This window comes from Kineosporia sp. NBRC 101677 (assembly GCF_030269265.1).
Classification (GTDB): Bacteria; Actinomycetota; Actinomycetes; order Actinomycetales; family Kineosporiaceae; genus Kineosporia; species Kineosporia rhizophila.
Window position 1 is genome coordinate 1 of the sequence record NZ_BSTA01000010.1, and the last position, 25,175, is coordinate 25,175.

Genomic DNA, 25,175 nt, shown 5'->3' on the forward strand with positions numbered 1-25,175 from the left:
GAGCGGACGCTCCCGTTCTCCGGCCTTTCGGCTTTCGCTCGGGGCGACGAGAAGAACATTAGCCCTTCTTCGTTCAGCCGGTCAAATCCGCGTTTCGCGTTCCTGACCAGCGGTAAAACATTCATCAGCGGCAATAGTCAGAGCTCACCCCTACGCCCGGCGAAGGGCAGAGAAATGCGTTCTTGACCATTTCCGAAGATGAAGGCCACCTACCTCGACACCGGCCGCTCACGCGTCCGTTGCTGTCCAGGTCCACCGGCCACCGAAGTGACTGGCGGAGGGCCTCGGAAAACATTACCGGCTCCGGTGTGGGAGTCCAGACCGGACGGGTGCGACGCCGGTCACAATCAGGCAACGACCGCCGCACCCGCCCGGTAGGCCGGGACCTCAGGCCTCCCCCATCACCAACCCCTCGATCGTGTGCTTCTGGCTGATCGGCTCGAGCTGGTCCACCACCGGGCAGACCAGGTGGTCACGAACCCTCTGCGGCAGCGCCTCCCAGTAGGGCCGGGTCACCGCCATGTCGTGCCGCTCGGCATTGCCGGCCCCCGGCGCGTCCACCCCCAGCACCAGCACCGGCCGGGCCTTGGACGAGGAGTTCTTGGTACCGCGGTGGACGGTCAGGGCCGAGCGCGCCGAGATGTCGCCCATCCGCGGGTACTTGCGCACGGCCCGCTCCGCGTAGCGGTCCCAGTCCGACCGGTCGGGAAACATGCCGTGCTTGAAGTTCTCCGCCCAGTCCCACTGGGTGCCCGGCGCGATCTCGAACGGGCCCATGTCCTCGTCGGTGTCCACCGCGGTCAGGTTGAAGGCCAGCGACGTGAGCCGTCCGCCCCGCCGGGTCTCGTCGGGCATCGGGAAGTCCCGGTGCCACGGCTGGTCCATCGCGCCGGCCAGCGGGACGTCGAACCCCAGCTCGATCACCTCGTACCGCGGACCGAGCACCGCCCGGCAGACCTGCCGTACCCAGGGGTGGTCGACCAGGTCGACGAAGCCCCGCATCTGCTCGGGGTGGATCTCGACGTAGTACCGCTTCGGGCCGCGACCCACGGCACCACCGGGCCGCGCCAGAGCCTCCTTGAAGGCGATGTCGATGTCCTCGCGCATCTGTTGCGCCCACTCCCGCGAGAACGCACCTTGTTTCGCCACGATCCCGTCGCCGTAGAGCGCCTCCACGATCGCCGTGGTCTCGCTGTCGGCGCCCTCCGGTACCGGAATCGTGGTGGGCCGCAGGCTGGACAGACTCTTGTTCACATCCTTGTGCACAGTCATCTCCTTATAGGAAACCGCCATCTGCCCCGGGGCAAGGGCAAGCGCTCCCAACGGTCAGATCCGGGCGGCGAACAGCGCCTGCACCCCCGCCGACCCCCGGAACTCGCGCAGGGCCAGTTCGGCGTGCCCCACCGAATACCCGTTGCCCACCAGCATGGTCACGTCGGCGGCGAGCGCCTCCGCCCCCAGCGCCGCGGCGCTGAACGAGGTGGCCATGGAGAAGAAGATGACAGTGCCCCGCTCGGCGGTGGCCAGGACGGCGCCGTGCTCGCACCCGGGCACGTCGACGCAGAGCACCGTGACGTCGGCGGGACCCCCTGCGGCCCGGACCTTCTCGGCCAGCAGCACGGGGTTGCGGGCATCGGCGACGACCACGGTGGTGGCCAGCGGCTGCGGGTCGAGGCGGGAGGCGGCGAGCAGGGCCTGCCGTTCTTCCGGCGAGCGCACCACCCCGATCCGGTGCGTGGCACCGGCCGAGCGGGCGGCGGCCAGTGACAACGACCCGCTCTTGCCGGCCGCCCCGATCACGCACACCACCGAGCCGGGCCGGGGGCTGCGGACCGGCTTGCGGCTGGAGACGACGGTCAGGTCGTCGTTGTCGGGCAGCACCCGCTCCGGGTAGCCGATCGTCATGCCCTTCACCGCCACCTCGCCGACCACGCGCGCGGTGAGCGACGGGGCGCCGCACACGTCGAACACCGCCAGCGCCTGCTCCGAGGGCAGGTCGTCGGGCAGGACCGCGGCGATCGAGCGGCCGAAGAGCACAGCCTGCCCGGAGCAGGGCACCTGTTCGGAGAGCCCGTCCCAGGCCGAAAGGTCGCTCAGTGCCAGCGGTGTGGCGGTCAGCGAGACCAGGGTGGCCACCTGCTGCCCCTGCTTCAGCCCCAGCGGTGACGTCGGCCCGACCTCGAGCACCGTCCCGATCAGCATCCCCCCGGACCCGGTGACCGGGTTGTGCATCTTCCCCCGTTCCTCGACGATCGAGCGCACCGCCTCGCGGATCGCGGCCCCGTCGCCGTCGTGCTCCTGGAACAGCTGGTGATAGCTCGCAGCGTCGAGGTTCAGCCGCTCCACGGCCAGCAGCACCTCGTCCTCCGCCACCGGCGACGTGGCGTCCAGACGCCACGCGGCCTGCGGCAGCACACCCTCCGGCTCGAGCACCCGATGCAGACCCAGCTCATGTCCCATGCTGAAAATCCTCCTGTCAAACTCTCCTGATCCAGCAAATTTTCTCTTACGATCTAGCGGTGACGGAACTCATGGCGGCAGAAATTCCGATCGCCCGGACGGCTCAGCCGTACCGGTACGAGCGGCGAGAGCTGGTCGAGCCGGACTGGACCCGCTTTCCAGGGTGGCGCAACGTCACCCCTGAGGAGTGGTCGAGCGCCCAGTGGCAGCGGGCGCACTGCGTGAAGTCGCTGAAGCAGCTGCACGAGGTGCTCGGATCGATGGCGCCGCCGGAGTTCTACGACGACGTGGCGCAGGACCAGCAGCGGTTCGCCACGATGTCGATGCTGCTGCCGCCGCAGATGCTGAACACCTTCCTCCCCCATGAGGCGAGCTGGCCGACGTCCAAAATTCTGACTGACCCGGTACGGCGCTACATGCTGCCCATGGCCTCCGACCGCCACCCTGTGTGGCCGAGTCACCCGATGGCGAGCCGGGATTCGCTGCACGAGCACGACATGTGGGTGGCCGAGGGCCTGACCCACCGCTACCCCACCAAGGTGCTGGCGGAACTCGTTCCCACCTGCCCCCAGTACTGCGGGCACTGCACACGGATGGACCTGGTGGGCACCTCGACCCCCACCGTCACCAAACTGCGGCTGGCAGGCAAGCCCGCCGATCGCTACGACGCGATGCTTGCCTACCTACGAAGCAATCCTGGGGTACGCGACGTGGTCGTCTCCGGAGGCGACGTCGCAAACGTCCCTTGGAAACAACTGGAGTCGTTCCTGACCCGGCTTCTGGAGATCGACTCGATCAAAGACGTCCGTCTGGCCACCAAGGCCCTCATGGGCCTACCTCAGCACTGGTTGCAGAAGGACGTCCTCGAGGGCGTCGAGCGGGTCGCCCGTCAGGCGCGTCGGCAGGGGGTGAGCCTGGCCGTGCATACCCACGTGAACACGGTGAACTCCGTGACGCCGCTGGTCGCCCAGGCGGCCCGCGCTCTGCTGGAAGCCGGCGTGCGCGACGTCCGTAATCAAGGGGTTCTGATGCGGGGCGTGAACGACTCCCCCGAAGCGCTGCTGGATCTCAGCTTCGCGCTGCTCGACGAAGCCATGATCACGCCGTACTACTTCTACATGTGCGACATGATCCCGGCCTCGGAGCACTGGCGGGTCTCCCTGTCGCAGGCCCAGGAACTGCAGCACGCGATCATGGGCTACCTACCGGGATTCGCCACCCCGCGCATCGTCTGCGACGTACCCCTGGTGGGTAAGCGCTGGGTGCACCAGGCGCACACCTACGACCAGGTGCACGGCATCTCCACCTGGACCAAGAACTACCGCACGTCGATCGAGGCCGCCGACGAGGAGGCCATCACCCGCGAGCACCCCTACTACGACCCCATCGACACGTTGCCGGAGTCGGGGCAGCAGTGGTGGGCCGCTCAGATCGACAGTGGGCGCGCCTCGTAGGGAGTGGACAGCACGATCGTGGTGCGGGTGCGTACCCCGGCCACCGCGCGGATCCGGGCGAGCAGTGCCTCCAGCGCGGCGGGCGTGGCCACCCGCACCTTGAGCAGGTAGTTCTCGTCGCCGGCGACCGAGTAGCAGGCCTCGATCTCGCTGATCGGGACCAGCCGCTCGGGCACGTCGTCGGGGGCCGAGTGGTCCAGCGGGGTGACCGACACGAACGCGGTGAGCGGGAGATCGACCGCCTCGGACTGGACCACCGCCGTGTAACCCCGGATGATGCCGCGCTGCTCCAGCCGCCGTACCCGCTGGTGCACCGCGGACGTGGACAGTCCGGTGGCACGCCCCAGGTCGGTGAAACTCATCCGGCCGTCCTGGGACAGGAGCCGGAGAATCTGTCGGTCGATCTCCTCCATCCGGCGAAGGCTACCGGCACGAACTGACTGGTGGCACAGGGTTTGTGTGCGGGTATCGACACATCGCTCAGCGTCACTCCCGCGGACCGCAGAAGGTGGCTCACAGCGATCGTCCATAGCATTCTCGTAACCACGGGAGGGATGGCAGGATCACCCTCGTGCCAGCATTCCCGGATCCTCGCCCCGAGCTGATGCTGCTCGACGCCGCGTCGCTCTACTTCCGTTCCTTCCACGGTGTGCCCGACTCCTTCACCGCCCCCGACGGCACCGTGGTCAACGCGGTCCGCGGATTCCTCGACTCGGTGGCCTACCTGGTCACCCTGCGCGGGCCGCAGCGCGTGGTGGCCTGCTGGGACAACGACTGGCGGCCGGCCTTCCGGGTCGCCGCGATCCCCTCCTACAAGGCGCACCGGGTGGCCAACCCGCGCACCAACACCGAGGAGGTCCCCGACCTGCTGGTGCCGCAGGTCCCGCTGATCGTCGAGGCGCTCGAACTGCTGGGCATCTGCCGGGTCGGCGCCGACGGCTACGAGGCCGACGACGTGATCGGCACCCTCACCGCCCGCCAGGTCTCCGCCGGGCGCGGTGAGGTGGACGTGGTCACCGGCGACCGGGACCTCTTCCAGCTTGCGGACGATGCGGCGCGGGTTCGCGTGCTGTACGTGGGTCGCGGGGTACGGAAGCTGGAAATGGTTGACGAGGCGTGGCTTTCGGCCAAGTACGGGGTCACCAGTGGGCCGATGTACGCCGAGATGGCCACCCTGCGGGGAGACCCGAGCGACGGCCTGCCGGGAGTGGCGGGCATCGGCGAGAAGACGGCCTCGGGCCTGCTCAAACGGTTCGGTTCGCTGAGCGCCCTGCGCGCAGCCGCCGCCGACCCCGCCTCCGACCTCTCCCCCGGGCAGCGCAAGAAGCTCGTCGAGGCCTCGGACTACCTGGAGGCCGCGCCGGCCGTGGTCACCGTGGCCCCCGACGCGCCCATCCCCGACCTCGACGACGAGCTGCCCTCCACGCCGCCCGATCACCAGGCCCTGGTGGCCTTCGCCGAGAAGTGGGGCGTGGAGAGCAGTGTCAGCCGGGTGGTTCAGGCGATGACCAAGGCCACCGCCTGAACCCTCTCAGGTGTGGGCTCAGGTGCGGGGCGGGCCGGCCGCGACGACGCCGCGGCTGACCGCCTCGACCGCCGCCCGGGCCGTCCTGACCAGGGCCGGGTCGTCGCTGGCCTGGGCGATCTGGCCGAGCAGGTCGATCACCTGCTTGCACCAGCGCACGAAGTCACCGGCGGCCAGGTCGGCGTCGCGCAGGACGGCCTGCAGCGGCTGCCCGCTCGCCCAGCGGTGGACCGCCCAGGTGATGCCCGCGTTCGGCTCGGGAGTGACGTCCAGCTTGTGGGCGCGCTCCTCGTCGTCCAGGTTGGACCAGATCCGGGTCATCGTGTCGAGCGCCACCGCCGGAGCGCCCTTCGGGATCCGCGGGGTGAGACCCTGCTCGTCGCGCCGGGACTCGTAGACCACGGCGCTGACCACGGCGGTGAGACCGGGCACGTCCAGGTCCTTCCAGACGCCCTTGCGCAGGCACTCCGAGACCAGCAGGTCCGACTCGGAGTAGATCCGGCGCAGTTGCTCACCGGCCGGGGTGACCTTGTCACCGGCCAGGTAACCGCGCTCGCTGAGCAGGTCGCAGACCCGGTCGAAGACCCGCGCGATGGTGTTCGTGCGGCCCTCGATCCGGCGGACCAGCGCATCCGTCTCGCGCTTGAGCCGGAAGTACCGCTCGGCCCAGCGGGCGTGGTCCTCCCGGTCGGCGCAGCCGTGGCAGGGGTGGGTGCGCAACTGGCGGCGCAGCCGGTTCAGCTCCTCGTCGTCGTTGTCCGCCTTGGCCTTCTTCGGGCGCTGCCGGCTGACCACGTCGTCGTCGTGCCTCATCGCCCCCAGCGCATTACGCACCGAGGAGGCCAGGTCGCGGCGGTTGGCGGCGTCGCGGCCGTTGAAGTTCTTCGGCACGGTGATCCGGGTGGTGGCCTCGACCGGGACGGGCACGTCCATCAGCGACAGCCGGCGCACCTGGCGCTCGATGGTCAGGATCGACGGACGAGGGCCCTCCAGGCTGTTCCCTCCGGCGACACCGGGGTCGAGCACGACCGCCCAGCCGGGCTTACGCCCGCCCGGCACCCGGATCACGTCGCCCTTGCGCAGCCGCTCCAGAGAACCGATGACGTCGGCGCGCTGGTCCCGGGAGGCGTTGCGGGACAGCTGGGTCTCCCGTTCGCCGATCTTGCGCCGCAGGTTGGCGTACTCCCTGAAGTCGCCCAGGTGGCACTCCATCGCCCCGGCGTAACCCTCGAGCGCCTCTTCCTGCTTGCGCGCCTGCTTGGCCAGCCCGACCACCGCACGGTCGGCCTGGAACTGGGCGAACGACGTCTCCAGGATCTCCCGGGCCCGCGAGCGGCCGACCTGGCTGACCAGGTTCACCGCCATGTTGTAGGTGGGCCGGAAGCTGGAGCGCAGCGGGAACGTCCGGGTGGAGGCCAGACCGCCGACCACCTCCGGGTCGAGCCCGGGCTGCCAGAGCACCACCGCGTGGCCCTCGACGTCGATGCCGCGCCGCCCGGCCCGCCCGGTGAGCTGGGTGTACTCCCCCGGCGTGATGTCGGCGTGGGTCTCGCCGTTCCACTTGACCAGCTTCTCCAGCACTACGCTGCGGGCCGGCATGTTGATGCCCAGGGCCAGCGTCTCGGTGGCGAAGACGGCCTTGACCAGGCCGCGGGTGAACAGTTCCTCCACGACCTCCTTGAAGGCCGGGAGCAGGCCGGCGTGGTGGGCGGCAACCCCGCGGCTGAGCGCCTCGGCCCATTCCCAGTAGCCGAGCACGGCCAGGTCCTCGTCCGGGATGTCGGCGGTGCGCGACTCGACCACGTGCCGGATCTCGGTGCGCTCCTCCGGCGAGGTCAGGCGGATGCCGGAGTACAGGCACTGCTGCACCGCGGCGTCGCAGCCGGCCCGGCTGAAGATGAAGGTGATGGCCGGCAGCAGCCCGGCGTTGTCGAGGGCGTTGATCACCTCGATCCGGCTGGGGGTGGCGTTGGGCCGCCGACCGCCCCGGGCGAACGTGCCCCGGCTCTTGGACCCCCGGGCCGTGGTGCTGCCCCCGCGCCGGCCGCCGGCTCCCTGGAACTGCCGTTCGCGCCGGTTGGCGTCGCGGGTGATCTGCAGCAGCTCCGGGTTCAGGCCGTCGTCCGACTGCCCCTCGGCGAAGAGGTCGTACAGCTGCCGGTTGGCCATGATGTGCTGCCACAGCGGCACCGGGCGGTCCTCCGAGACCACCACCTCGGTGTTGCCGCGCACGGTGTCCAGCCAGGCGCCGAACTCCTCGGCGTTGCTCACCGTGGCCGACAGGCTGACCAGCAGCACGTCGTCGGGCAGGTGGATGATCACCTCTTCCCAGACCGCGCCGCGGAACCGGTCGGCCAGGTAGTGGACCTCGTCCATCACCACGTAGGCCAGGCCGTCGAGGGCGTCGGAGTCGGCGTAGAGCATGTTGCGCAGCACCTCGGTGGTCATCACCACCACCGGGGCGTCGGCGTTGATCGCGGTGTCCCCGGTGAGCAGGCCGACGTTCTCGGCGCCGTGCATCCGGGCCAGGTCGGCGTACTTCTGGTTGCTCAGGGCCTTGATCGGCGTGGTGTAGAACGCCTTGCGCCCGGCGTCCAGCGCCAAGAAGACGGCGAACTCGCCGACCACGGTCTTGCCCGAACCCGTGGGGGCGGCCACCAGCACCCCCCGCCCGTCGGCCAGGGCCTCGCAGGCGTCGATCTGGAACGGGTCAAGGTCGAACGGGTACCGGGCCCGGAAGCGGTTGAGCGGGGTTTTCGCCTCCTCGTTGCGCTTGCGAGACGCGGCAAATCGTTCGGCAGGCGACGTCACCCCGCTTACGCTACCCGCCGGTGCTCGGGAGCGAGAACCGGTATGGCACCCGGCCCCGCTCCCGGCCGCAATCTGTGCTCGGCCAGGGCGCGTTCGTAAGTCGCTGCCGTAGCGAGGAGGTGCCCGGCAGCAGGCATGGACTTACAAGACACGACCTAACTGCGGTCGAGCGGTTCCGGCGCGTCGATCGGCGAGCTGCCCTCGTCCGCACCACTGTTGCCGCCCAGCGGGCTGGCCTCGTCGTCGCCCAGGCCGAACACCGGGTCGTCGGCACGCCGTTTCGCCCGGCGACGGTCGAAGAACAGGCTGACGAACACCGACGCCACGTACAGGCCGACCAGCGGCAGCGCCATGATGATCATCTGCACCGCGTCCGGCGAGGGCGAGACGATCGCCGCGAACAGGAAGGCGAAGAACACCGCGATCCGCCAGTGCTTGCCCATCACCCGGCCGCTGACGATGCCCATCAGGTTCAGCCCGACCAGGAACAGCGGCAGCAGGAAGGCCACGCCGAGGGCGAGGATGAGACGCCCAGCGAAGGTGATCACGGTGCCCGCGTCGGGCTGGTTGAGCGAGCCCTCCAGCGCGAACTCGGCACCGAAGGCCACCGCCTTGGGCAGCACCAGGATGGCGACCCAGACCCCGGACAGGAACAGCGGGACCGCGAACGCGACGAACCACAGCGAGGTGCGGCGTTCCTTCTTGGTCAGGCCCGGGGTGATGAACGCCCAGAGCTCGTAGAGCCAGACCGGGCTGGAGATCACCAGCCCGATGTAGACCGCGACCTTGACCTTGATGTTGAAGGCGTCGGCGATCGCCCGGTAGGTCAGCGTGACGTCCTGACCGTGCTCGGAGGCCTCTTTCAGCGGGCCGATGATGAGGTTGTCCATCACCGGCTCGTACAGGAACCACCCGGCGACAGCACCGAGCACCATCGCGACCACGGCGATGGTGACCCGGCGGCGCAGCTCGGCCAGGTGCTCCCGCAGGGACATCCGGCCCTCGGGGTTCTTCGGACGCCGACTCGGCTTGGACGGCTTGGTCACCGCCACCGGCGGTCAGTTCCTCTCAACAGCAGGGATCGGACGGTACGGCGCAGCTCAGGCGTCGTGCCGGGCCTGGTAGCCGGGCTCCTCGCGCTGCTGCTGGGGCGACATCACGCGGCCCTCCATCGGCGTCTCGCCGGCCTGCAGGGCGTCGGCCTGGCGGCGCAGCTCGTCGGCCTGGGCCTTACGGCGCGCGGCCTCGTCGTCGTTGTCGTCGTCCTTCATCTGCTTGATCTCGGACTTGAAGATCCGCATGGAACGACCGATGCCGCGCGCGGCGTCGGGGAGACGGCGGCTGCCGAACAGGATCACCAGCACGAGGATCATGATGATGATGTGCGAAGGCTCTTTCAGAAAGCCCATGAGCTGTTCCTTCCACTGAACCCGCAGCGCACATTTTGCCCAACGGTCGGTGTCATCGTACGCGGTAGCCGCCCTGCCCGGCAGACCCCCGTTTGCCAGGCAGGCTACCGTTTCCCGCCGCGTCGGCCGGAGTTCGCCCGTCGCGCCAGGAAGCGTTCCTGCCTCAGCTCCAACGGATCGGTGAACACCGCCGGTTCCCGGTCCCGCGACTGGCCCGCCTCGGCGACCTGGTCGAGTTTCGTGCTGATCTCGGCGAACCGGTCGGACGCGGTGGACAGTTCGCCCAGCAGCGCCATCGCCTTGCGCCACAGGCCGAGGCCGAGCACTGCGAGCACACCGGCGGCGGCCAGCACGAGAACGACCCAGACCAGGACCCACCACCACACCGACACCCGGTCAGCCTACTGGTTCGGGTGGGGCAAAAGCCGAAACCGGGCCACCCGTCGTACAGGGGGACCCGGTCGCGGACCAGAACTGCTGCCTCAGGCCGCCGTCTCCGGCGCCTGGGCCCGCGGGCGTGGCCCCTGGGCGGCGGCCGCCGCCGCCAGGAGATCCGCCTGCTCCAGCCAGAGAGCGAAGTCCAACACGTCGTCGTAGTTCAGTGTCGGCCCCTCGTGCTCCTCGAGCACCTCGGCCGGCACGTTCCACGGCTCTGCGACCACCCCACCGGAGATGAGCAGGGCGACCACGTCCCTGCCGGCCGGCTTGCGCACCTCCTCGTGGCACGTGGTGCAGATGAAGGCGTAGTAGGACCAGCTCTTCACGGAGCAGACGACGAGACGCACCTGATGCGGGGTCAACTCAACATCACCGCAGCTCGGGCACGACGCCTTGATCGTCGTCATTTGCGATCCACCTCCAGCAGAGCCGCCATTCATCGTCGAGGGGTTCTTCGGCCACGGCCCGCAACTCCTTAACAGCCGACAGTAATGCCTAGGCCGCCTCGGTGACGCGGGGCGCATCTCTCGTGCTGCGCGTGTCGTTCCGGCGCGGATCGCCACCACCCGGTCGGCCCAGCGCCCCGCCCCGGCCCTGATCTGCACGAAAGGCCATCTATCGGCTCCCGGCCGCACCTCGCGGTATCCGGTGCCAGCCCGTCGGCGGCCCCTCGGACGGCTCAATCTTGATCACGCAAAGTAACTACTTGGGTGAGCCGGGCGCGTCCTCGTCGTAGGCCGCCAGCGCCGCCGAGGCGGAGGCCAGCACCTCGTTGGCCAGCCCGGGCGGCGAGACGATCCGCCCCGCCCCGCCCAGCCGCAGCACCAGCCGCGGGATCCAGTCCGGCGCCGCCACCCGCAGCACCACCCGCAGCCGCCCGCCGGGCAGCTCCTCGGTCTCTTCCACCGGGTAGTACTCGGCCACCCAGCGGCCCCGGGGCTCGACCTCCAGCGTGACCACCAGGTCGTCCGGCGAGGGGGTGAAGAGCTGCTCGTCGCCGGCCCGGGACACCGCCTCGGGCGGAGGGGTGCCGTCCTGTTCGAGCAGGCGCAGCCCGGCCACCCGGTCGAAGCGGAAAAGCCGCACCCCCTCGGCCCGGTGGCACCAGGCCTCCAGGTACCAGCGACCGTCCACGCTGGTGACCTGCATCGGGTCCACGTCCCGCTCGGTGATCTCGTCGCGGGTGGGCACCAGGTAACGCAGCCGCAGCCGGCGGCGCAGGCGCAGCGCCTCGCGGGCGGTGCGCAGGTTCTCCTCCGAGGCGCTGCCGCCCGAGGTCAGGTCGATGTCCAGCCGGTTCGCGGCGGAGACCGCGTCCTGCGCCGCGGCCGACAGCTTGACCAGCGCCGAGTCGACCGCCCGCCGGTCGCCCGGGTCGTTCACGTCGCCCAGGTCGGCCAGCGTGCGCAGCCCGGCGATCAGCGCGATCGCCTCGTCCGGGTCCAGCCGTAACGGCCGGGCGATCGCGTCGGCGTTGCTCAGGTAGATCCGCCCGCTGTCCCACTCGGCCGAGATCAGGTCGTCGGGCATGTGCCCGGGCGTACCGCAGACGAACAGCAGCTCGAGGTCGCGCACCAGCTGCGGCTCGGTGATCTTGAAGTGCCGGGCGGCCTCGCCCAGCTCGACCCCGGGCCGGTTCAGCAGCCAGGGGACCATGGTGAGCAGACGCGACAAGCGCGCGGTGGCAGCAACCGCGCTCATCCCACTCTCACCTGCCCCGCCGTCAGGTCGGTGCGTGCCCCGGCCTGGGCCGCGGCCGCCCCCCGCAGCAGGCGGACCACCTCGGCACGCAGATCGGCCGGCTGCACCGCCACCGCATCGGGCCCCAGCCCGGCCAGCGACTGCGCCAGCATGCCCGCGTCGCCGATCCGGATCTGCAGCTCGTCCCACCCGGGCCGGTCCGCCGCCGGGATCGAGGCCACCGACGCCCGGCGAACCCCGGCGCCGCGCCCGGCGCGCAGCAGCACGGTGGCGATGCGGTCGTCGGCGGGCGGCACGTGCTTGCCGATCATCGACTGCGCGTCCAGGTCCTCGGGGATCTCGTAGGTGCCGGCCCGACCGCGGCGCTTCACGTCGCTCTCGATCCGTGAGAGCCGGAACACCCGCGACGCCCCGCGCCCCCGGTCCCGGCCGATCAGGTACCAGCGGCCGTTGCGGCTGGCCACCGACCAGGGCTCCACCTCGCGCACCGCGGCCTCGCCGTTCGGCTTGCGGTAGGTGAAGGTGACCGCCTGCCGGTCGCGGGTAGCCGCGTACAACGGGCCGAAGGCCGGCTCGGCGGTGCGGATCCGCGGCTCCAGGCCGGCCATGTCCTCGTCGGTGTCCACGCCGAGCGCGGTGAGCTTGGTCAGCGCCCGGGCGGCCGGGCCGGCCAGGCTCGCCTGCTGCCAGACCCGGCTGGCCAGGCCGACCACGGCCAGTTCCTGCGCGTCCAGCTCGATCGGCGGCAGGGCGTAGTCGTCCCGGTCGATCCGGTAGCCCGGCTCGTCGTCGAACCAGCGCTCGTCGGTGCCGGTGACCACCGGGATGCCGAGGTCGCGCAGGTCTTCCTTGTCGCGCTCGAACATCCGGTCGAAGGCCTCGGCGGTGTCGCAGTCGGCGTACTGCGGTACGGCGGCCCGGATCTGCTCCTTGGTCAGCCACCGACGGGTGGCCGCGAGGCAGATCACCAGATTGAGCAGCCGCTCGGTACGCCGCGAGGACACCGCACCCACGCTACCCGAGCGCAGCTCCCGGCAAGGACTCCACGGCCGGACTTGAAGGTAAGGTCACGCGCGTGATCCTGTGGCGAGAGGGCCGTGTCACGTCCGAACGACGCGAATGGGACGGAGCGGTCGAGTACGAGGCCGAGGTGTACTCGGCCGGCGTCTGGACGGCCTGCCGGGCGCTGGTCTACCCGTCGCTGGTCGGCCGGCCGGTACCGGGGCAGCGGGTCCTGCTGAACACCACGGCGCTGGAGCGAGGTCTGGGCACCGGGGGCTACGCCCTGGTCGCCGCGATCCTCGACGAGCTTCCGCCTGATCCTCGGCGCGGCCCCGGGCACCTGGTCAAGGCGCGTTACACGCCGCTGCAGGCGATGGTGCTGGGCGTCGACGAGCAGGAGTCGCCGCACCACGAGGTGCTCGCCGAGGCCGACGACCTGCTGGGGATGCCGGTGGTGGTCGCCGACCTGCACAGCTCCCTGCCGGCGATCCTGGCGGGGCTGCGCCAGGCGGCCCCCTCGGCCCGCGTCGCCTACGTCATGACTGACGGCGGCGCACTGCCGGCCTGGTTCTCCCGCACCATCGCCGGCCTGCGGCACGCCGGCTGGCTGGACACCTGCATCACGGTGGGGCAGGCCTTCGGGGGTGACCTGGAAGCGGTCAGCGTGCACACCGGCCTCCTCGCCGCCCGTCATGTGGCTCAGGTCGACGTGGCGATCGTCAGTCAGGGGCCGGGAAACCTGGGCACCGGCACGAAATGGGGTTTCTCCGGGGTCCAGGCCGGCGAGGTGCTCAACGCTGCGGCGGTACTGAAAGGGCGTCCGGTGGCCACGCTGCGGGTCTCCGGCGCAGATGCCCGCGAGCGGCACCGCGGCGTCTCGCACCACTCGCTCACTGCTTACGGACGGGTGGCGCTGGTGAGCGCGGACGTGGTGGTTCCCGACTTCAGTGGCTTTGAGGACGGGGTGGGCCCGGTTCTCGGGGGCAACCCCGAGTCGGCGCCGGTCGGGGACAACGCTCCTACTCCCCTGGCCGAGCTCGCTCCCCTGATCGACCGCCAGGTGGCAGGCCTCTTCGCGCCCGCCGGTCTGCACCGCGAGGTGCGCGTTGGCGTGGACGGCCTGATGGACGCACTCCGCGAGTGCCCCGTGGGCCTTTCCACGATGGGCCGCAATCTGGCCGCCGATCCGGCCGCGTTCCTGGCTGCGGCCGCGGCCGGGCGGCACGCAGGGGTTCTGCTCAACAGCTGACCGGCTCTGCTGTTGCCCCATGGCCTGGGGCAACAGTGGGGCTCCTTCTTGGCTGACAGCCTGTTATCGCAAGCAGGAGTGAGGCCGGACCGGCGGGACCGGAGCAGGCCAACGCAGGCGTGGGACGGGCCAGCGCGGGCTGAGGCAGGCAGGCGGGTGGGCCTGGCCGGGCAGGCGTGGATCGGAGCAGGCCAACGCGGGCTGGGACTGGGCCGGCGCGGGCTCAGCCAGCGCGGGCTGAGGCGGGGGGCGGGCTGCTGGGGCGAGCTGCTAGGGCAGCAGAACGCGAAGCGCCCCTCGCCGGACGGCGAGGGGCGCTTCGAGCAGCTGGGATCAGCGGGCGTCGACGAGGTCCACGACGAAGATCAGGGTCTCGTTCGGGCCGATCGCGCCACCGGCGCCGCGGGAGCCGTAGGCCATCTCCGGCGGGATCACCAGGCGACGACGGCCGCCCACGCGCATGCCGGCGATGCCCTGGTCCCAGCCGGCGATGACCTGGCCGACGCCGAGACGGAACTTCAGCGGCTCGCCGCGGTTCCAGGAGGCGTCGAACTCCTCGCCCGACGAGAACGCCACACCCACGTAGTGGGCCGTGACCGTGTTGCCCGCGGTGGCCTCCTGGCCCTCGCCGACGATCTCGTCGGTGATCGTGAGCGTGGTCGGCGGTTCGCCCTCGGGGAACTCGATCTCCGGACGCTGGCGCTCGAGACTCATTGTTTCTCCTTAGTTGCTTCACTCGGCCCGGTGGCCGGGCCGAGGCTAGGACATCGGCGGCGCGCGATGTGTCAGGCCAGGCTCAAGAGCGGCTCAGACACCTCGCGGCGCGCACTCAGCCGGTGGCGTCGAGGATGTCGACGACGAAGACCAGCGTGTCGGTGCCCTTGATGCCGGCGTCGGGCTGGCCCTCGGCCCCGTAGCCCTCGTCCGGCGGGACCACCAGCATGACCTGGCTGCCGACCCGCTTGCCGACCAGCCCCTTGTCCCACCCGGAGATGACCCGGCCCGCACCGATCGCGAAGCTCGCCGGGGCACCGTTCTTCCAGGAGGAGTCGAAGGCCTTGCCGCCCGGCCAGATCACGCCGGTGTAGTGCACCGAGATGGTCTGGCCCTTCTCGACCTTCTTGCCCTTGCCGTTGATCAGCGGCTGCACGACCAGCGAGTCCGGCGCGGCACCGTCGGGCACCGTGATCGTCGGCTCGCCGGTCTTGCTGTCGAGCTTGACCGTGGGCAGGCCCTTCTTGGTCACCTTCACCGGGTCGCCGGTGGCGCGCTTGAGCACGTCGGCGGCGCCCTCGATGTCGACCACGAAGACCAGGGTGTCGGTCGGCCCGATGCCCGCGGACGAGACCCCGGAGGTGCCGTAGCCGTCGTCCGGCGGGATCGTGATCAGCATCCGCGAGCCGATGTTGGCGCCCACCAGGCCGGTGACGAAGCCCTTGATCAGCTGGCCGTCCTCCAGGGTGAAGGCGGCCGGCCCGCTGTCGTACGAACTGTCGAAGGTCTCACCGTCGGCACCGTTGATGCCCACGTAGTTGACCGTGACCCGCTGCCCCGCCTCGACCTTCTCACCGTCTCCCGGGGAGATCACCTTGGGCGTGGTCTTGTCCGTCGAGAACGGCGCCGGGACCTCGACCTTCGGGGTCTCGCCGAACTTGCCGGTGACCTCGATCGCGTTGATGTCGGTGGAGGTCTGGTCGGCGGGCTTGTTCCCGCCCCCCTCCGAGGAGGAGTCGGAGCATCCGGAGACCACGGCCGCAGCGGCTACGAGAACCGCACCGGCCCGCAACAGGGCTTTGCGTGAGAGCACGTTCGACCTTCGTCGTGGGAACGGGACGGCGAACACCCTAGGGCATTTTCCTGAGCGTGGAAGATGCCTCGCGTCGCCCGCGGCCACGGGCGCAGTCCGGTCCCGCGCGCCTCGCGGCGGGACCGGACCCGCCTCACATGCTCTGGATCAGCCGCTCGACCCGCTCGTCGACCGAACGGAACGGGTCCTTGCACAGCACCGTGCGCTGGGCCTGGTCGTTCAGCTTCAGGTGCACCCAGTCGACGGTGAAGTCGCGACGCCGCTCCTGGGCCCGGCGGACGAAGTCGCCGCGCAGCTTGGCCCGGGTGGTCTGCGGCGGCACCGACGTGGCCTCGAAGACCTCGATGTCGGCCCCGACCCGCTCCACCATGCCCTTCTTCATCAGCAGGTAGTGCAGTCCGCGTTCCCGGTGAATGTCGTGGTAGGCCAGATCGATCCGGGCGATCCGGGGCGACGACAGCGGCAGGCCGTGCTTGGCCCGGTAGCGCTCGATCAGCCGGTGCTTGATCACCCAGTCGAGCTCGCGGTCGACCAGCGACAGGTCGCCGGTGGAGATCGCCCGCAGCCCGCGCTCCCAGAGGTCGAGGACCCGCTTCACCGTGTCGGTCTGCAGGCCCCGGCTCTCCACGAAGTCCTTGGCCCGGGCCAGGTACTCCTCCTGGATCTCCAGCGCGGTGGCCTCCCGGCCGTTGGCCAGGCGGACCTTGCGCCGGCCGGTGAGGTCGTGGCTGATCTCGCGGATCGCCCGGATCGGGTTCTCCAGCGTGTGGTCGCGCAGCACCACCCCGGCCTCGATCATCCGCAGCACCAGGTCGGTGGCGCCGACCTTGAGCATCGTGGTGGTCTCGGACATGTTCGAGTCGCCGACGATGACGTGCAGGCGCCGGTAGCGCTCGGCGTCGGAGTGCGGCTCGTCGCGGGTGTTGATGATCGGCCGCGACCGGGTGGTGGCGCTGGAGACGCCCTCCCAGATGTGGTCGGCCCGCTGCGAGAGGCAGTAGACCGCGCCCCGCGGGGTCTGCAGCACCTTGCCCGCCCCGACCAGGATCTGCCGGGTGACCAGGAACGGGATCAGGATGTCGGACATCCGCCCGAACTCACCGTGCCGCGAGACCAGGTAGTTCTCGTGGCAGCCGTAGGAGTTGCCGGCCGAGTCGGTGTTGTTCTTGAACAGGAAGACGTCGCCGGCGATGCCCTCTTCGTGCAGCCGGCGCTCGGCGTCGACCTGCAGACCCTCGAGGATCCGCTCGCCGGCCCGGTCGTGGACGACCAGGTGCCGCACGTCGTCGCACTCGGGGGTGGCGTACTCGGGGTGCGAACCGACGTCGAGGTACAGCCGGGCACCGTTGCGGAGGAAGACATTGCTGGAGCGGCCCCAGGAGACGACCTTCCGGAACAGGTAACGCGCCACCTCGTCGGGCGACAGCTTGCGCTGCCCCTCGAAGGCGCACGTAACCCCGTATTCCGTCTCCAGCCCGAAGATTCGGCGGTCCATTCCCTTACTGTAGGTGCCTTCTCGCCCATTGGCACCAGTGTGCGGCATTGCATTGACCGCGGATTCGCCCGGATCGTCCGCGGGGAAACGGGGCAGGTCGCTGCCGGGCCCGGCGAGCCCCCTCCCGCCGGGACCGAACGGCAGCGATCCGGTCATGCCTCGGTTCCGCCCGAACTCTCGTGGGGGTGGCCGGGTTGCTGGTCCGGCTCGGTCGAGACCGGGTCACCGGGCTCGGGGGCCGGGGCGGGCGCGGCCGGCGGCGTCTGGTCGCCGGTGAGCGTGTCGTGCGCCCCGGGCCGGGCGTCGTCGCTGCTGGGGACGTCGGTGGTCGGGTCGTCGGGGGCCAGCAGGGCCTCCAGCAGCGGACCGCCCAGGCGGCGGAAGGCCCGCCGTGGACGGGCCCGGTCGAGCACCGCCACCTCGAGCCGGTCGCTGGTCAGGGTGCGGTCGCTGCCGTTGGTGCTGTCGCGGGCCAGCATCTCGACCGCCAGGGTCAGCGCCGCCGACAACGTCAGACCCGGCCGCCAGCGCTCCTGCATGCCCGTGGAGATGGTGTCGGCCTGACCGCCCATCACCACGAAACCCTGCTCGTCGGCCACGGATCCGTCGTAGGTGAGCCGGTAGATCTGGTCGCCGTCGGGGGTCCGGCCGACCTCGGCGACCGCGATCTCCACCTCCATCGGCTTGGAGTCCTGGGTGAACACGTTGCCGAGGATCTGGGCGTAGGCGTTGGCCAGGCCCCGGGCCGTCACGTCGCTGCGGTCGTAGGAGTACCCGCGCAGGTCGGCGTAGCGCACCCCGGCCACCCGCAGGTTCTCGAACTCGTTGTAGCGGCCCGCCGCGGCGAACGCCATCCGGTCGTAGATCTCGCTGATCTTGTGCAGCGAGCGGGAGGCGTTCTCGGCGACGAAGGCGATGCCGTTGTCGTACTGCAGCACGATGACCGGGCGGCCCCGGGCGATGTTGCGCCGGGCGTAGTCCGCCCGGTCTTTCATCTGCTGCTCGGGCGGGACGTAGAAGGGCATGCTCATCGGGCGTCGCCTCGCTCGGTCAGGGCCTGGAAGGCGGCTTCGGTCTCGTCCTGGCCGAGCCTGCGGTAGCCCTCGGCGTCGACCACCGCGACCACCGGGTAGATCCGCCGGGCAACGTCCGAGCCGCCGGTGGCCGAGTCGTCGTCGGCCGCGTCCTGCAGGGCCTCCAGCACCACCGAGACCGCCTCACCGGCGTCGAGTCCGGGACGCCAGCGCTTCTTCAGCGAGCCCTTGGCGAACAGCGAGCCGGAGCCGGTGCTCTGGTAGCTGTGCTCCTCGAACCGGGCGCCGCTGACGTCGTAGCTGAAGATCCGCCCGACGTTGCGGTCCAGGTCGTAGCCGGCGTACAGCGGCACCACGGCCAGGCCCTGCATGGCCAGCGGCAGGTTGCCGCGCAGCATGGTGGCCAGCCGGTTGGCCTTGCCGTCGAGGGACATCAGGGCGCCCTCGATCTTCTCGTAGTGCTCCAGCTCGACCTGGAACAGCTTGATCATCTCGATCGCCGGGCCGACCGCCCCGGAGATCCCGACGACGCTGTAGTCGTCGGCCGGGTAGACCTTTTCCATCTCCCGGTGGGCGATGTAGTTGCCCGACGTGGCCCGGCGGTCGCCACCCATCACGACCCCGCCGTCGAAGGTGACGGTGACGATGGTGGTGGCGTGCGGGAGTTCGGGCATCACGGCTCCGGCGGGCAGGCTCCGGCCCGGGAGGAGATGGTCGGCGTGGGCGGCGAGGAAGTCTGTGAAAGAGGAGTTGCCCGGGGTGAAGAACGCCTCCGGCAACCGCCCTTCACGGAAGGGATCGGCAGCAGTCACGGGCGAAACCCTATCCAGACGGGCGACGTTCGCTCACCGGGAAGACCGCAGAAGTTTTCCGCGTGCGGCGAACGTCGGTGGTGGTCGGCGGCGGCAGCGGGGGTGGGCCGGGCCGGGCCCGGTCCACCCCGGAGAGCTGCCGTCACTGGCCGCCCTTCTGAACGAATCCCTTGACGAACTCCTCGGCGTTGCTCTCCAGGACGTCGTCGATCTCGTCGAGGATCGCGTCCACGTCGGCATCCGTGGTCTGGGCGGCGGGAGCCGCGGGCGGGGCCTCGGGGGCCGCGTCGTCGGCGGGCTCTTCGTCGCGTCGGGTCGGGCGCTGCTGTTCCTGGCCGGCCATGACTGCCTCCTGCGCTCTGAATGAGTGCACTTCCTTGCAGTGATCCTAGGCATGCGTCCGCGATTTCGGCGCGTGCCATTGCCCACTACTGCGAAGTTTTACTCTCCCGACAACGTGTGACGGCCCGGATTCACTCCGCCGCCAGCGCGTCGACCAGTTCGGCGGCCGTCTCGCAGCGCTGCAGCAGGGCCTCCACGTGTTCCCGGGTGCCGCGGGAGGGGTCGAGGGTGGGCACCCGCTGCAGGGCGCCCCGGCCCGGGATGTCGAAGATCACCGAGTCCCAGGAGGCGGCCGCGATGTTGTCGCCGTAGCGGGCCAGGCAGCGGCCGCGGAAGTAGGCCCGGGTGTCGTGCGGCGGCTCGTGCACCGCCTCGGCGATCTCCGCGTCGGTGACCACCCGCTCGACCTGCCCGCGCGAGAGGAGCCGGTGGTACAGCCCCTTCTCCGGCCGCACGTCGGCGTACTGCAGGTCGATCAGCTGCAGCCGGGCCGCGTCCCAGTTCAGGCCCTCGCGGTTGCGGAACCCCTCGAGCAGGCGCAGCTTGGCCACCCAGTCCAGCTCGCGGGCGCAGAGCATCGGGTCCTGGCCCAGCCGGGTCAGGATGCTCTCCCACCGGTTCAGGACGTCGGTGGTCGCCTCGTCGGCGTCGTCGCCGTAGCGGTCGGCCACGTAGGCGCTGGCCTGCTCGAAGAACAGCCACTGCAGTTCCACGGCGGTCATCGAGCGGCCGTCGCGCAGGGTCAGGTGCTGCTTGAGCGTGGGGTCGTGGGAGATGTCGTGCAGGGTGCCCACCGGGCGCTCCACCGACAGGTCCTGGGTGAACGCCGCGTCCTCGATCATCTGCAGCACCAGGTTGGTGGTGCCGACCTTGAGCAGCGTGGCCACCTCGCACAGGTTGGCGTCGCCGATGATCACGTGCAGCCGGCGGAAGCGGTCGGCGCTGGCGTGCGGCTCGTCGCGGGTGTTGATGATCGGCCGCTTGAGCGTGGTCTCCAGCCCCACCTCGACCTCGAAGAAGTCGGCCCGCTGGGAGATCTGGAAGCCGGTGCCGGTGCCGTCCTGGCCCCGGCCGACCCGGCCGGCGCCGGTGAACACCTGCCGGGTGACGAAGAACGGGGTGAGGTGGCGGACCACGTCGGCGAACGGCGTGGAGCGGCGCATCAGGTAGTTCTCGTGGGTGCCGTAGGAGGCGCCCTTGTTGTCGGTGTTGTTCTTGTAGAGGTTCACCTCGCCCAGACCGGGATTGGCGGCGATCCGCCGGCAGGCCTCGAGCATCACCTGCTCGCCCGCCTTGTCCCAGAGCACCACGTCGCGCGGGCTGGTGACCTCGGGCGAGGAGTACTCGGGGTGGGCGTGGTCGACGTAGAGCCGGGCGCCGTTGGTCAGGATCACGTTGGCCAGCCCCGGGTCCTCCGGGGCGTCGGTGAGCTGGCTGGAGTGGGCGCTCTCCCGGGTGATCTCCCAGCCCCGCGCGTCGCGCAGCGGCGCCTCGTCCTCGTAGTCCCAGCGGGCCCGGCCCGCCCGGCTGCCCAGCGGCGCCGCGTACGCGTTGACCACCTGCGACGACATCAGCATGGCGTTCGCCGCGGGGTCGCCGGGGGCGGAGACCCCGTACTCGGTCTCGATCCCCATCACCCGGCGCGCGCTCATCGGTGCCCCGCCCGGGGTCCGGCCTTGGTACCGCTCATCCAGCCCGTCATGCAGCCAGCCTAGGCTGGCTGTCGAGGACGGGCCCCTCCGGCACGGGTGGGCGCGGGCCGGAGGCGGGTTCGGGCGGGTTCCTCACGGGTTAGGGTCAGTCGAACCACGCTCTACGACTACTGTGCGGCGGTACGAGTCGCGGTGCGTGAACTGTGCGGGCACCGGCGACCGGAGAACCGCCTGCGGCCGAACCCGGTGCCGTCGAGCACGAAGAAGGAGCCTCCCGGTCATGATCCCCTCCCCCACCCGGCAGAACCCGCGCGCGCTGGCCGTGGCTGCCCTCGCCGACCTGGCCTGTGTCCTGGTCTTCGTCACCATCGGCCGCAACTCCCACGAGGAGGGCCTCACCCTGTCCGGCGTCCTCGACACCGGCTGGCCGTTCTGGCTGGGCGTGGTCGGCGGCTACGTGGGCGTGGTGGCCTTCCGGCTGGCCCCGGCCAGCCTGACCGGCGCCGCGATGGTGCTGTTCAAGACCCTGCTCGTGGGCATGGTCCTGCGCAACGTGGTCCAGACCGAGGGCACGCCCACCTCGTTCGTCGTGGTCGCCTCGCTCTTCCTGGCCGCCACCCTGGTGGGCTGGCGGGTGGCCGCGCGGATGCTGGCGATGCGCCAGATCCGCACCTCCACGCGCGCGCTGCAGCCGGAACGGGTTTCCTGACCCCCCCCGAACCGGCGCTCACGAACGTCCTCAAACAAAACTGCTCCGGCCGGCCCACCTCGCACGAGGTGAGCCGGCCGGAACCGTTGTCGGACGTGCCCTACAGGTACTGACCGGTGTTGGCCACCGTGTCGATCGTGCGGCCGGGCTCGGTGCCCTGCTTGCCCTGGATGATCGTGCGGATGTAGACGATCCGCTCACCCTTCTTGCCGGAGATCCGGGCCCAGTCGTCCGGGTTGGTGGTGTTCGGCAGGTCCTCCGACTCCTTGAACTCGTCCACGCAGGCCTGGAGCAGGTGCTCCAGGCGGATACCGCGCTGGCCGAAGTCGAGGAAGTTCTTGATCGCCGCCTTCTTCGCCCGGTCGACGATGTTCTGGATCACCGCACCGGAGTTGAAGTCCTTGAAGTACAGGATCTCCTTGTCGCCGTTGGCGTAGGTGACCTCGAGGAACTGGTTCTCCTCGGACTCCGCGTACATCCGCTCGACCGTGCGCAGGATCATCGCCTCGACCGTGGCGTTGCGCGAGCCGCCGTTGGCGTCCAGGTCGTCCGGGTGCAGCGGGAGGTCCTCGGTGAGGTACTTGGTGAAGATGTCCTTCGCGCCCTCGGCGTCGGGCCGCTGCACCTTGATCTTCACGTCCAGCCGGCCCGGGCGCAGGATCGCCGGGTCGATCATGTCCTCCCGGTTGGAGGCGCCGATCACGATCACGTTCTCGAGCCGCTCGACACCGTCGATCTCGGAGAGCAGCTGGGGGACGATCGTGGTCTCCACGTCGCTGGAGACCCCGGAACCGCGGGTGCGGAACAGCGACTCCATCTCGTCGAAGAACACCACCACCGGGGTGCCCTCGGAGGCCTTGTCGCGGGCCCGGCTGAAGATCAGCCGGATGTGCCGCTCGGTCTCGCCGACGTACTTGTTCAGCAGCTCCGGGCCCTTGACGTTGAGGAAGTAGGACTTCGAGTCCTTCTGCCCCCGGGCCTCGGCCGCTTTCTTGGCCAGCGAGCGCGCCACCGCCTTGGCGATCAGGGTCTTGCCGCAGCCGGGAGGGCCGTACAGCAGGACCCCCTTCGGCGGCTTGAGCCCGTGCTCCTTGTACAGCTCGGGGTGCAGGAACGGGAGTTCCACGGCGTCGCGGATGTTCGCGATCTGCGGGCCGAGGCCACCGATGTCGGAGTAGTCGATGTCCGGGACCTCTTCGAGGACCAGTTCCTCGACCTCGGCCCTGGGCACCTTCTCGTAGGCGAAACCGGCCCGCGGGTCCATCGTCAGCGCGTCGCCGACCTTGAGCCTGACCTCGGGGTCACGCAGCGAGCCGGCCAGGTGCACGACCCGCTCCTCGTCGGCGTGCGCGACCACCAGGGCGCGCCGGCCCTCGTCGAGGATCTCCTTGAGGATGACGATCTCGCCGGTCTGCTCGAAGGCCCGGGCCGCGACCACGTTGAACGCCTCGTTGAGCATCAGCTCCTGGCCCTCGACGAGCTCCTCGACGTCGATCGAGGGGCTCAGCGCGACCCGCATCTTGCGGCCGGAACTGATCACCTCGACCGTGCCGTCCTCGGCCGGGCCGACGTAGACGCCGAAGGTGTTGGGCGGCTGGGCGAGCCGGTCCACCTCGGCCTTGAGCTGGACGATCTGCTCACGCGCGTCGCGCAGGGTGCTCGCGAGGCGCTCGTTCTGGGATCCGAGCTGGTTCACCTGGGCCCGGAGGCGGTCGATCTCGTCGCCCGCCGCCCCTGGAATCCGCGCTGCCGAGAGACGCTCGACCTCCTGCTGGAGGCGAACGATCTCGCGACGAAGCGCGGTCTCGTCAAGGCCGTACCCGCTGCTGTGGTCGGTCATGGCGGTAACCCTCCCGTCCGGCGCAAGGTCGATGACTCGACCCTAGCCCGCCTGCACACCTAACGGCGTGGCGGCGTAAATCCATCCACGAGATGAAATCTCGTGCCCGGCCCACTCCGTCGGCGACCGGGAAAGGAGCATCCTGACACGTTCGGAGTGACAATGGGTGGCTCAATCGTCACCGAGACTTCCACTGCCGGACAGCCAAGGTGACGCAGATCTCCTCCCCTGTTCTCCCGACCGGCCAGGACCGCTCCTTGGACCGACCTTTACCCGCGAACGGCGAAAAATCCAGTCCGGGAAGCCATCAATTAGCAGGATCGAAACCTGGACGCGGGTCGTCGTCGTGTTCCGCGGCGGGGTCGGTGTCCAGATCTTCCTGCAGCGCAACCAGCTCCGACGGCGTGTTGGTGACCTCGCGCCGCACCTTGCGCACCTTCTTGTCGGACACCGGGCGCTCGCCGAGGTCGTCGGCGGTCCACTCGCCCCAGGCCTCGGAGACACCGGCCTCGCCCTCGGAGGCGGCCTTGGCCGGACGCCGGCGACGGGCCGGCGCGGTGAGCCCGTCGGCCATCCGCCGGGTGGTGAGCAGGAAGCCGGTGTGACCGACCATGCGGTGCTGCGGGCGCACCGCCAGCCCCTCGAGGTGCCAGCCGCGCACCATCGACTCCCAGGCCTGCGGCTCGGTGAAACGGCCGTCGGCGCGCAGGGCCTCGGCGGTGCGGGAGAGCTGGGTGGCGGTGGCCACGTAACAGATCAGCACGCCACCGGGCACGAGCGCCTTGGCCACCGCCTCGAGGCAGTCCCAGGGGGCCAGCAGGTCGAGCACGAACCGGTCGGCGTCGGTCTCCACCACGTCGGTGGCCACGTCACCCACGGTGATCTGCCAGGCCGGGTGCTCACCGCCGAAGAAGGTCTCGATGTTGGCCCTGGCGATGTCGGCGAAGTCTTCGCGGCGCTCGTAGGAGTGCACCAGGCCGGTGTCGCCCACGGCCCTGAGCAGCGACATGGTCAGGGCGCCGGACCCAACACCGGCCTCGATGACCCGGGCCCCGGGGAAGATGTCGGCCATCTGCACGATCTGGCCGGAGTCTTTCGGGTACACCACGGCGGCACCGCGCGGCATCGACAGAACGTAGTCGGCCAGCAGCGGGCGCAGCGCCAGGTACTCGACCCCGGCGGTGTTGCGCACGACCGAGCCGTCGGGCTGCCCGATCAGCTCCTCGTGGCGGAAGTACCCGCGGTGGGTGTGGAACTGCTTGCCCGGGGCGAGGGTGATCGTGTGCAGCCGGCCCTTGGGGTCGGTGAGCTGCACCCGGTCACCTTCCCGGAACGGGCCCCGGCGGTGTTCGGCGCCGGTCGGGGCGGGGGGTGCTTCGGTCATGAGGAGCGAGTCTATGGGCGGTGCGGGGGTGGGTGGTGCCGGGTGCCCGGG

24 protein-coding genes are annotated in these 25,175 nt (G+C 70.3%); 5 read left to right on the top strand and 19 right to left on the bottom strand.

Annotation, left to right across the window (positions count from 1 at the left end; translation table 11 throughout):
* The coding region (locus QSK18_RS25990) for a hypothetical protein (protein WP_285624345.1) at positions 1 to 186 on the top strand (186 nt) is incomplete at its 5' end.
* Between the two features lie 201 nt (positions 187 to 387).
* Here QSK18_RS25990 and QSK18_RS25995 read toward each other — a convergent pair.
* Together QSK18_RS25995 and kdd are read right to left on the bottom strand one after the other, a co-directional pair.
* Positions 388 to 1,272: a phytanoyl-CoA dioxygenase family protein gene (locus QSK18_RS25995; RefSeq protein ID WP_408623833.1), complete on the bottom strand. Its 885-nt coding sequence runs from the start codon at positions 1,270 to 1,272 to the stop codon at positions 388 to 390.
* A gap of 54 nt (positions 1,273 to 1,326) precedes the next feature.
* Positions 1,327 to 2,460 (bottom strand): L-erythro-3,5-diaminohexanoate dehydrogenase, encoded by a 1,134-nt coding sequence (gene kdd, locus QSK18_RS26000; RefSeq protein WP_232813021.1) that lies wholly within the window; start codon positions 2,458 to 2,460, stop codon positions 1,327 to 1,329.
* Positions 2,461 to 2,531: 71 nt separating this feature from the next.
* On the opposite strand from kdd, the gene QSK18_RS26005 reads away from it, so the two are divergent.
* Positions 2,532 to 3,914, top strand: coding sequence for a KamA family radical SAM protein (locus QSK18_RS26005; RefSeq protein WP_352396655.1), 1,383 nt, complete (start codon positions 2,532 to 2,534; stop codon positions 3,912 to 3,914).
* On the opposite strand, the gene QSK18_RS26010 is transcribed toward QSK18_RS26005, so the two are convergent.
* Positions 3,887 to 4,327: an Lrp/AsnC family transcriptional regulator gene (locus QSK18_RS26010; protein ID WP_232813023.1), complete on the bottom strand. Its 441-nt coding sequence runs from the start codon at positions 4,325 to 4,327 to the stop codon at positions 3,887 to 3,889. The two genes, QSK18_RS26005 and QSK18_RS26010, sit on opposite strands and share 28 nt — an antisense overlap.
* Positions 4,328 to 4,518: 191 nt before the next feature.
* Between QSK18_RS26010 and QSK18_RS26015 the strand changes: the two genes are divergently transcribed.
* Positions 4,519 to 5,439: a 5'-3' exonuclease gene (locus QSK18_RS26015; protein ID WP_352396656.1), complete on the top strand. Its 921-nt coding sequence runs from the start codon at positions 4,519 to 4,521 to the stop codon at positions 5,437 to 5,439.
* A gap of 18 nt (positions 5,440 to 5,457) precedes the next feature.
* Here the strand turns inward: QSK18_RS26015 and QSK18_RS26020 are convergent, their stop codons facing one another.
* The 7 genes from QSK18_RS26020 to QSK18_RS26050 form a co-directional block, all read right to left on the bottom strand.
* The gene (locus QSK18_RS26020) at positions 5,458 to 8,250 is read right to left on the bottom strand and encodes a DEAD/DEAH box helicase (RefSeq protein ID WP_285624363.1); all 2,793 of its coding nucleotides are present in this window, start codon (positions 8,248 to 8,250) and stop codon (positions 5,458 to 5,460) included.
* 155 nt (positions 8,251 to 8,405) lie between these two features.
* Entirely contained in the window at positions 8,406 to 9,302 is an 897-nt protein-coding gene (gene tatC / locus QSK18_RS26025) for a twin-arginine translocase subunit TatC (RefSeq protein WP_232813026.1), read from the bottom strand.
* 48 nt (positions 9,303 to 9,350) lie between these two features.
* Complete coding sequence (tatA, locus tag QSK18_RS26030; RefSeq protein ID WP_232813027.1) at positions 9,351 to 9,659, bottom strand: Sec-independent protein translocase subunit TatA; 309 nt, start codon at positions 9,657 to 9,659, stop codon at positions 9,351 to 9,353.
* A gap of 104 nt (positions 9,660 to 9,763) precedes the next feature.
* Complete coding sequence (locus tag QSK18_RS26035; RefSeq protein ID WP_232813028.1) at positions 9,764 to 10,051, bottom strand: hypothetical protein; 288 nt, start codon at positions 10,049 to 10,051, stop codon at positions 9,764 to 9,766.
* A 90-nt stretch (positions 10,052 to 10,141) separates the two neighbouring features.
* A complete protein-coding gene (locus QSK18_RS26040; RefSeq protein WP_232813029.1) occupies positions 10,142 to 10,423 on the bottom strand; it encodes a hypothetical protein in 282 nt (93 codons plus the stop codon).
* A 376-nt stretch (positions 10,424 to 10,799) separates the two neighbouring features.
* Positions 10,800 to 11,798, bottom strand: coding sequence for a helix-turn-helix transcriptional regulator (locus QSK18_RS26045; protein WP_232813030.1), 999 nt, complete (start codon positions 11,796 to 11,798; stop codon positions 10,800 to 10,802).
* Positions 11,795 to 12,802, bottom strand: a complete 1,008-nt coding sequence (locus tag QSK18_RS26050; protein WP_232813031.1) for a helix-turn-helix transcriptional regulator — start codon at positions 12,800 to 12,802, stop codon at positions 11,795 to 11,797. The genes QSK18_RS26045 and QSK18_RS26050 overlap by 4 nt, the downstream gene beginning before the upstream one ends.
* Positions 12,803 to 12,873: 71 nt before the next feature.
* Here QSK18_RS26050 and QSK18_RS26055 point away from each other — a divergent pair, with 71 nt between their 5' ends.
* On the top strand, positions 12,874 to 14,049 hold the full coding sequence (locus QSK18_RS26055) for a DUF3866 family protein (RefSeq protein ID WP_232813032.1): 1,176 nt from the start codon (positions 12,874 to 12,876) through the stop codon (positions 14,047 to 14,049).
* A gap of 333 nt (positions 14,050 to 14,382) precedes the next feature.
* On the opposite strand, the gene QSK18_RS26060 is transcribed toward QSK18_RS26055, so the two are convergent.
* The 7 genes from QSK18_RS26060 to dop all read right to left on the bottom strand — a co-directional run bounded on the left by QSK18_RS26060 (position 14,383) and on the right by dop (position 21,191).
* On the bottom strand, positions 14,383 to 14,763 hold the full coding sequence (locus QSK18_RS26060) for an FKBP-type peptidyl-prolyl cis-trans isomerase (RefSeq protein WP_232813033.1): 381 nt from the start codon (positions 14,761 to 14,763) through the stop codon (positions 14,383 to 14,385).
* A gap of 115 nt (positions 14,764 to 14,878) precedes the next feature.
* Positions 14,879 to 15,856, bottom strand: a complete 978-nt coding sequence (locus tag QSK18_RS26065) for an FKBP-type peptidyl-prolyl cis-trans isomerase (protein WP_232813034.1) — start codon at positions 15,854 to 15,856, stop codon at positions 14,879 to 14,881.
* Between the two features lie 133 nt (positions 15,857 to 15,989).
* Positions 15,990 to 17,351 (bottom strand): Pup--protein ligase, encoded by a 1,362-nt coding sequence (gene pafA / locus QSK18_RS26070; protein WP_232813035.1) that lies wholly within the window; start codon positions 17,349 to 17,351, stop codon positions 15,990 to 15,992.
* Between the two features lie 152 nt (positions 17,352 to 17,503).
* Positions 17,504 to 18,382 (bottom strand): proteasome subunit alpha, encoded by an 879-nt coding sequence (gene prcA / locus QSK18_RS26075; protein WP_232813036.1) that lies wholly within the window; start codon positions 18,380 to 18,382, stop codon positions 17,504 to 17,506.
* On the bottom strand, positions 18,379 to 19,197 hold the full coding sequence (gene prcB / locus QSK18_RS26080) for a proteasome subunit beta (RefSeq protein ID WP_232813037.1): 819 nt from the start codon (positions 19,195 to 19,197) through the stop codon (positions 18,379 to 18,381). The genes prcA and prcB overlap by 4 nt, the downstream gene beginning before the upstream one ends.
* A 142-nt stretch (positions 19,198 to 19,339) precedes the next feature.
* A complete protein-coding gene (locus QSK18_RS26085; RefSeq protein WP_231442057.1) occupies positions 19,340 to 19,540 on the bottom strand; it encodes a ubiquitin-like protein Pup in 201 nt (66 codons plus the stop codon).
* A gap of 130 nt (positions 19,541 to 19,670) precedes the next feature.
* The gene (dop, locus tag QSK18_RS26090; RefSeq protein WP_232813038.1) at positions 19,671 to 21,191 is read right to left on the bottom strand and encodes a depupylase/deamidase Dop; all 1,521 of its coding nucleotides are present in this window, start codon (positions 21,189 to 21,191) and stop codon (positions 19,671 to 19,673) included.
* A 280-nt stretch (positions 21,192 to 21,471) separates the two neighbouring features.
* On the opposite strand from dop, the gene QSK18_RS26095 reads away from it, so the two are divergent.
* Positions 21,472 to 21,900, top strand: a complete 429-nt coding sequence (locus tag QSK18_RS26095; RefSeq protein WP_232813039.1) for a DUF3054 domain-containing protein — start codon at positions 21,472 to 21,474, stop codon at positions 21,898 to 21,900.
* 100 nt (positions 21,901 to 22,000) lie between these two features.
* On the opposite strand, the gene arc is transcribed toward QSK18_RS26095, so the two are convergent.
* Complete coding sequence (gene arc, locus QSK18_RS26100; RefSeq protein WP_285624388.1) at positions 22,001 to 23,740, bottom strand: proteasome ATPase; 1,740 nt, start codon at positions 23,738 to 23,740, stop codon at positions 22,001 to 22,003.
* Positions 23,741 to 24,047: 307 nt separating this feature from the next.
* A complete protein-coding gene (locus QSK18_RS26105) occupies positions 24,048 to 25,124 on the bottom strand; it encodes a tRNA (adenine-N1)-methyltransferase (protein ID WP_232813041.1) in 1,077 nt (358 codons plus the stop codon).
* Between the last annotated feature and the right edge of the window lie 51 nt (positions 25,125 to 25,175).

Excerpts from the sequence above, each read along its gene's own strand:
- QSK18_RS25995 (WP_408623833.1), bottom strand. The coding sequence starts at position 1,272 with ATGACTGTGCACAAGGATGTGAACAAGAGTCTGTCCAGCCTGCGGCCC.
- kdd (WP_232813021.1), bottom strand. The coding sequence starts at position 2,460 with ATGGGACATGAGCTGGGTCTGCATCGGGTGCTCGAGCCGGAGGGTGTG.
- QSK18_RS26005 (WP_352396655.1), top strand. The coding sequence starts at position 2,532 with ATGGCGGCAGAAATTCCGATCGCCCGGACGGCTCAGCCGTACCGGTAC.
- QSK18_RS26010 (WP_232813023.1), bottom strand. The coding sequence starts at position 4,327 with ATGGAGGAGATCGACCGACAGATTCTCCGGCTCCTGTCCCAGGACGGC.
- QSK18_RS26015 (WP_352396656.1), top strand. The coding sequence starts at position 4,519 with ATGCTGCTCGACGCCGCGTCGCTCTACTTCCGTTCCTTCCACGGTGTG.
- tatA (WP_232813027.1), bottom strand. The coding sequence starts at position 9,659 with ATGGGCTTTCTGAAAGAGCCTTCGCACATCATCATCATGATCCTCGTG.
- QSK18_RS26045 (WP_232813030.1), bottom strand. The coding sequence starts at position 11,798 with ATGAGCGCGGTTGCTGCCACCGCGCGCTTGTCGCGTCTGCTCACCATG.
- QSK18_RS26060 (WP_232813033.1), bottom strand. The coding sequence starts at position 14,763 with ATGAGTCTCGAGCGCCAGCGTCCGGAGATCGAGTTCCCCGAGGGCGAA.
- pafA (WP_232813035.1), bottom strand. The coding sequence starts at position 17,351 with ATGGACCGCCGAATCTTCGGGCTGGAGACGGAATACGGGGTTACGTGC.
- prcA (WP_232813036.1), bottom strand. The coding sequence starts at position 18,382 with ATGAGCATGCCCTTCTACGTCCCGCCCGAGCAGCAGATGAAAGACCGG.
- QSK18_RS26085 (WP_231442057.1), bottom strand. The coding sequence starts at position 19,540 with ATGGCCGGCCAGGAACAGCAGCGCCCGACCCGACGCGACGAAGAGCCC.
- dop (WP_232813038.1), bottom strand. The coding sequence starts at position 21,191 with ATGAGCGCGCGCCGGGTGATGGGGATCGAGACCGAGTACGGGGTCTCC.
- QSK18_RS26095 (WP_232813039.1), top strand. The coding sequence starts at position 21,472 with ATGATCCCCTCCCCCACCCGGCAGAACCCGCGCGCGCTGGCCGTGGCT.
- arc (WP_285624388.1), bottom strand. The coding sequence starts at position 23,740 with ATGACCGACCACAGCAGCGGGTACGGCCTTGACGAGACCGCGCTTCGT.
- QSK18_RS26105 (WP_232813041.1), bottom strand. The coding sequence starts at position 25,124 with ATGACCGAAGCACCCCCCGCCCCGACCGGCGCCGAACACCGCCGGGGC.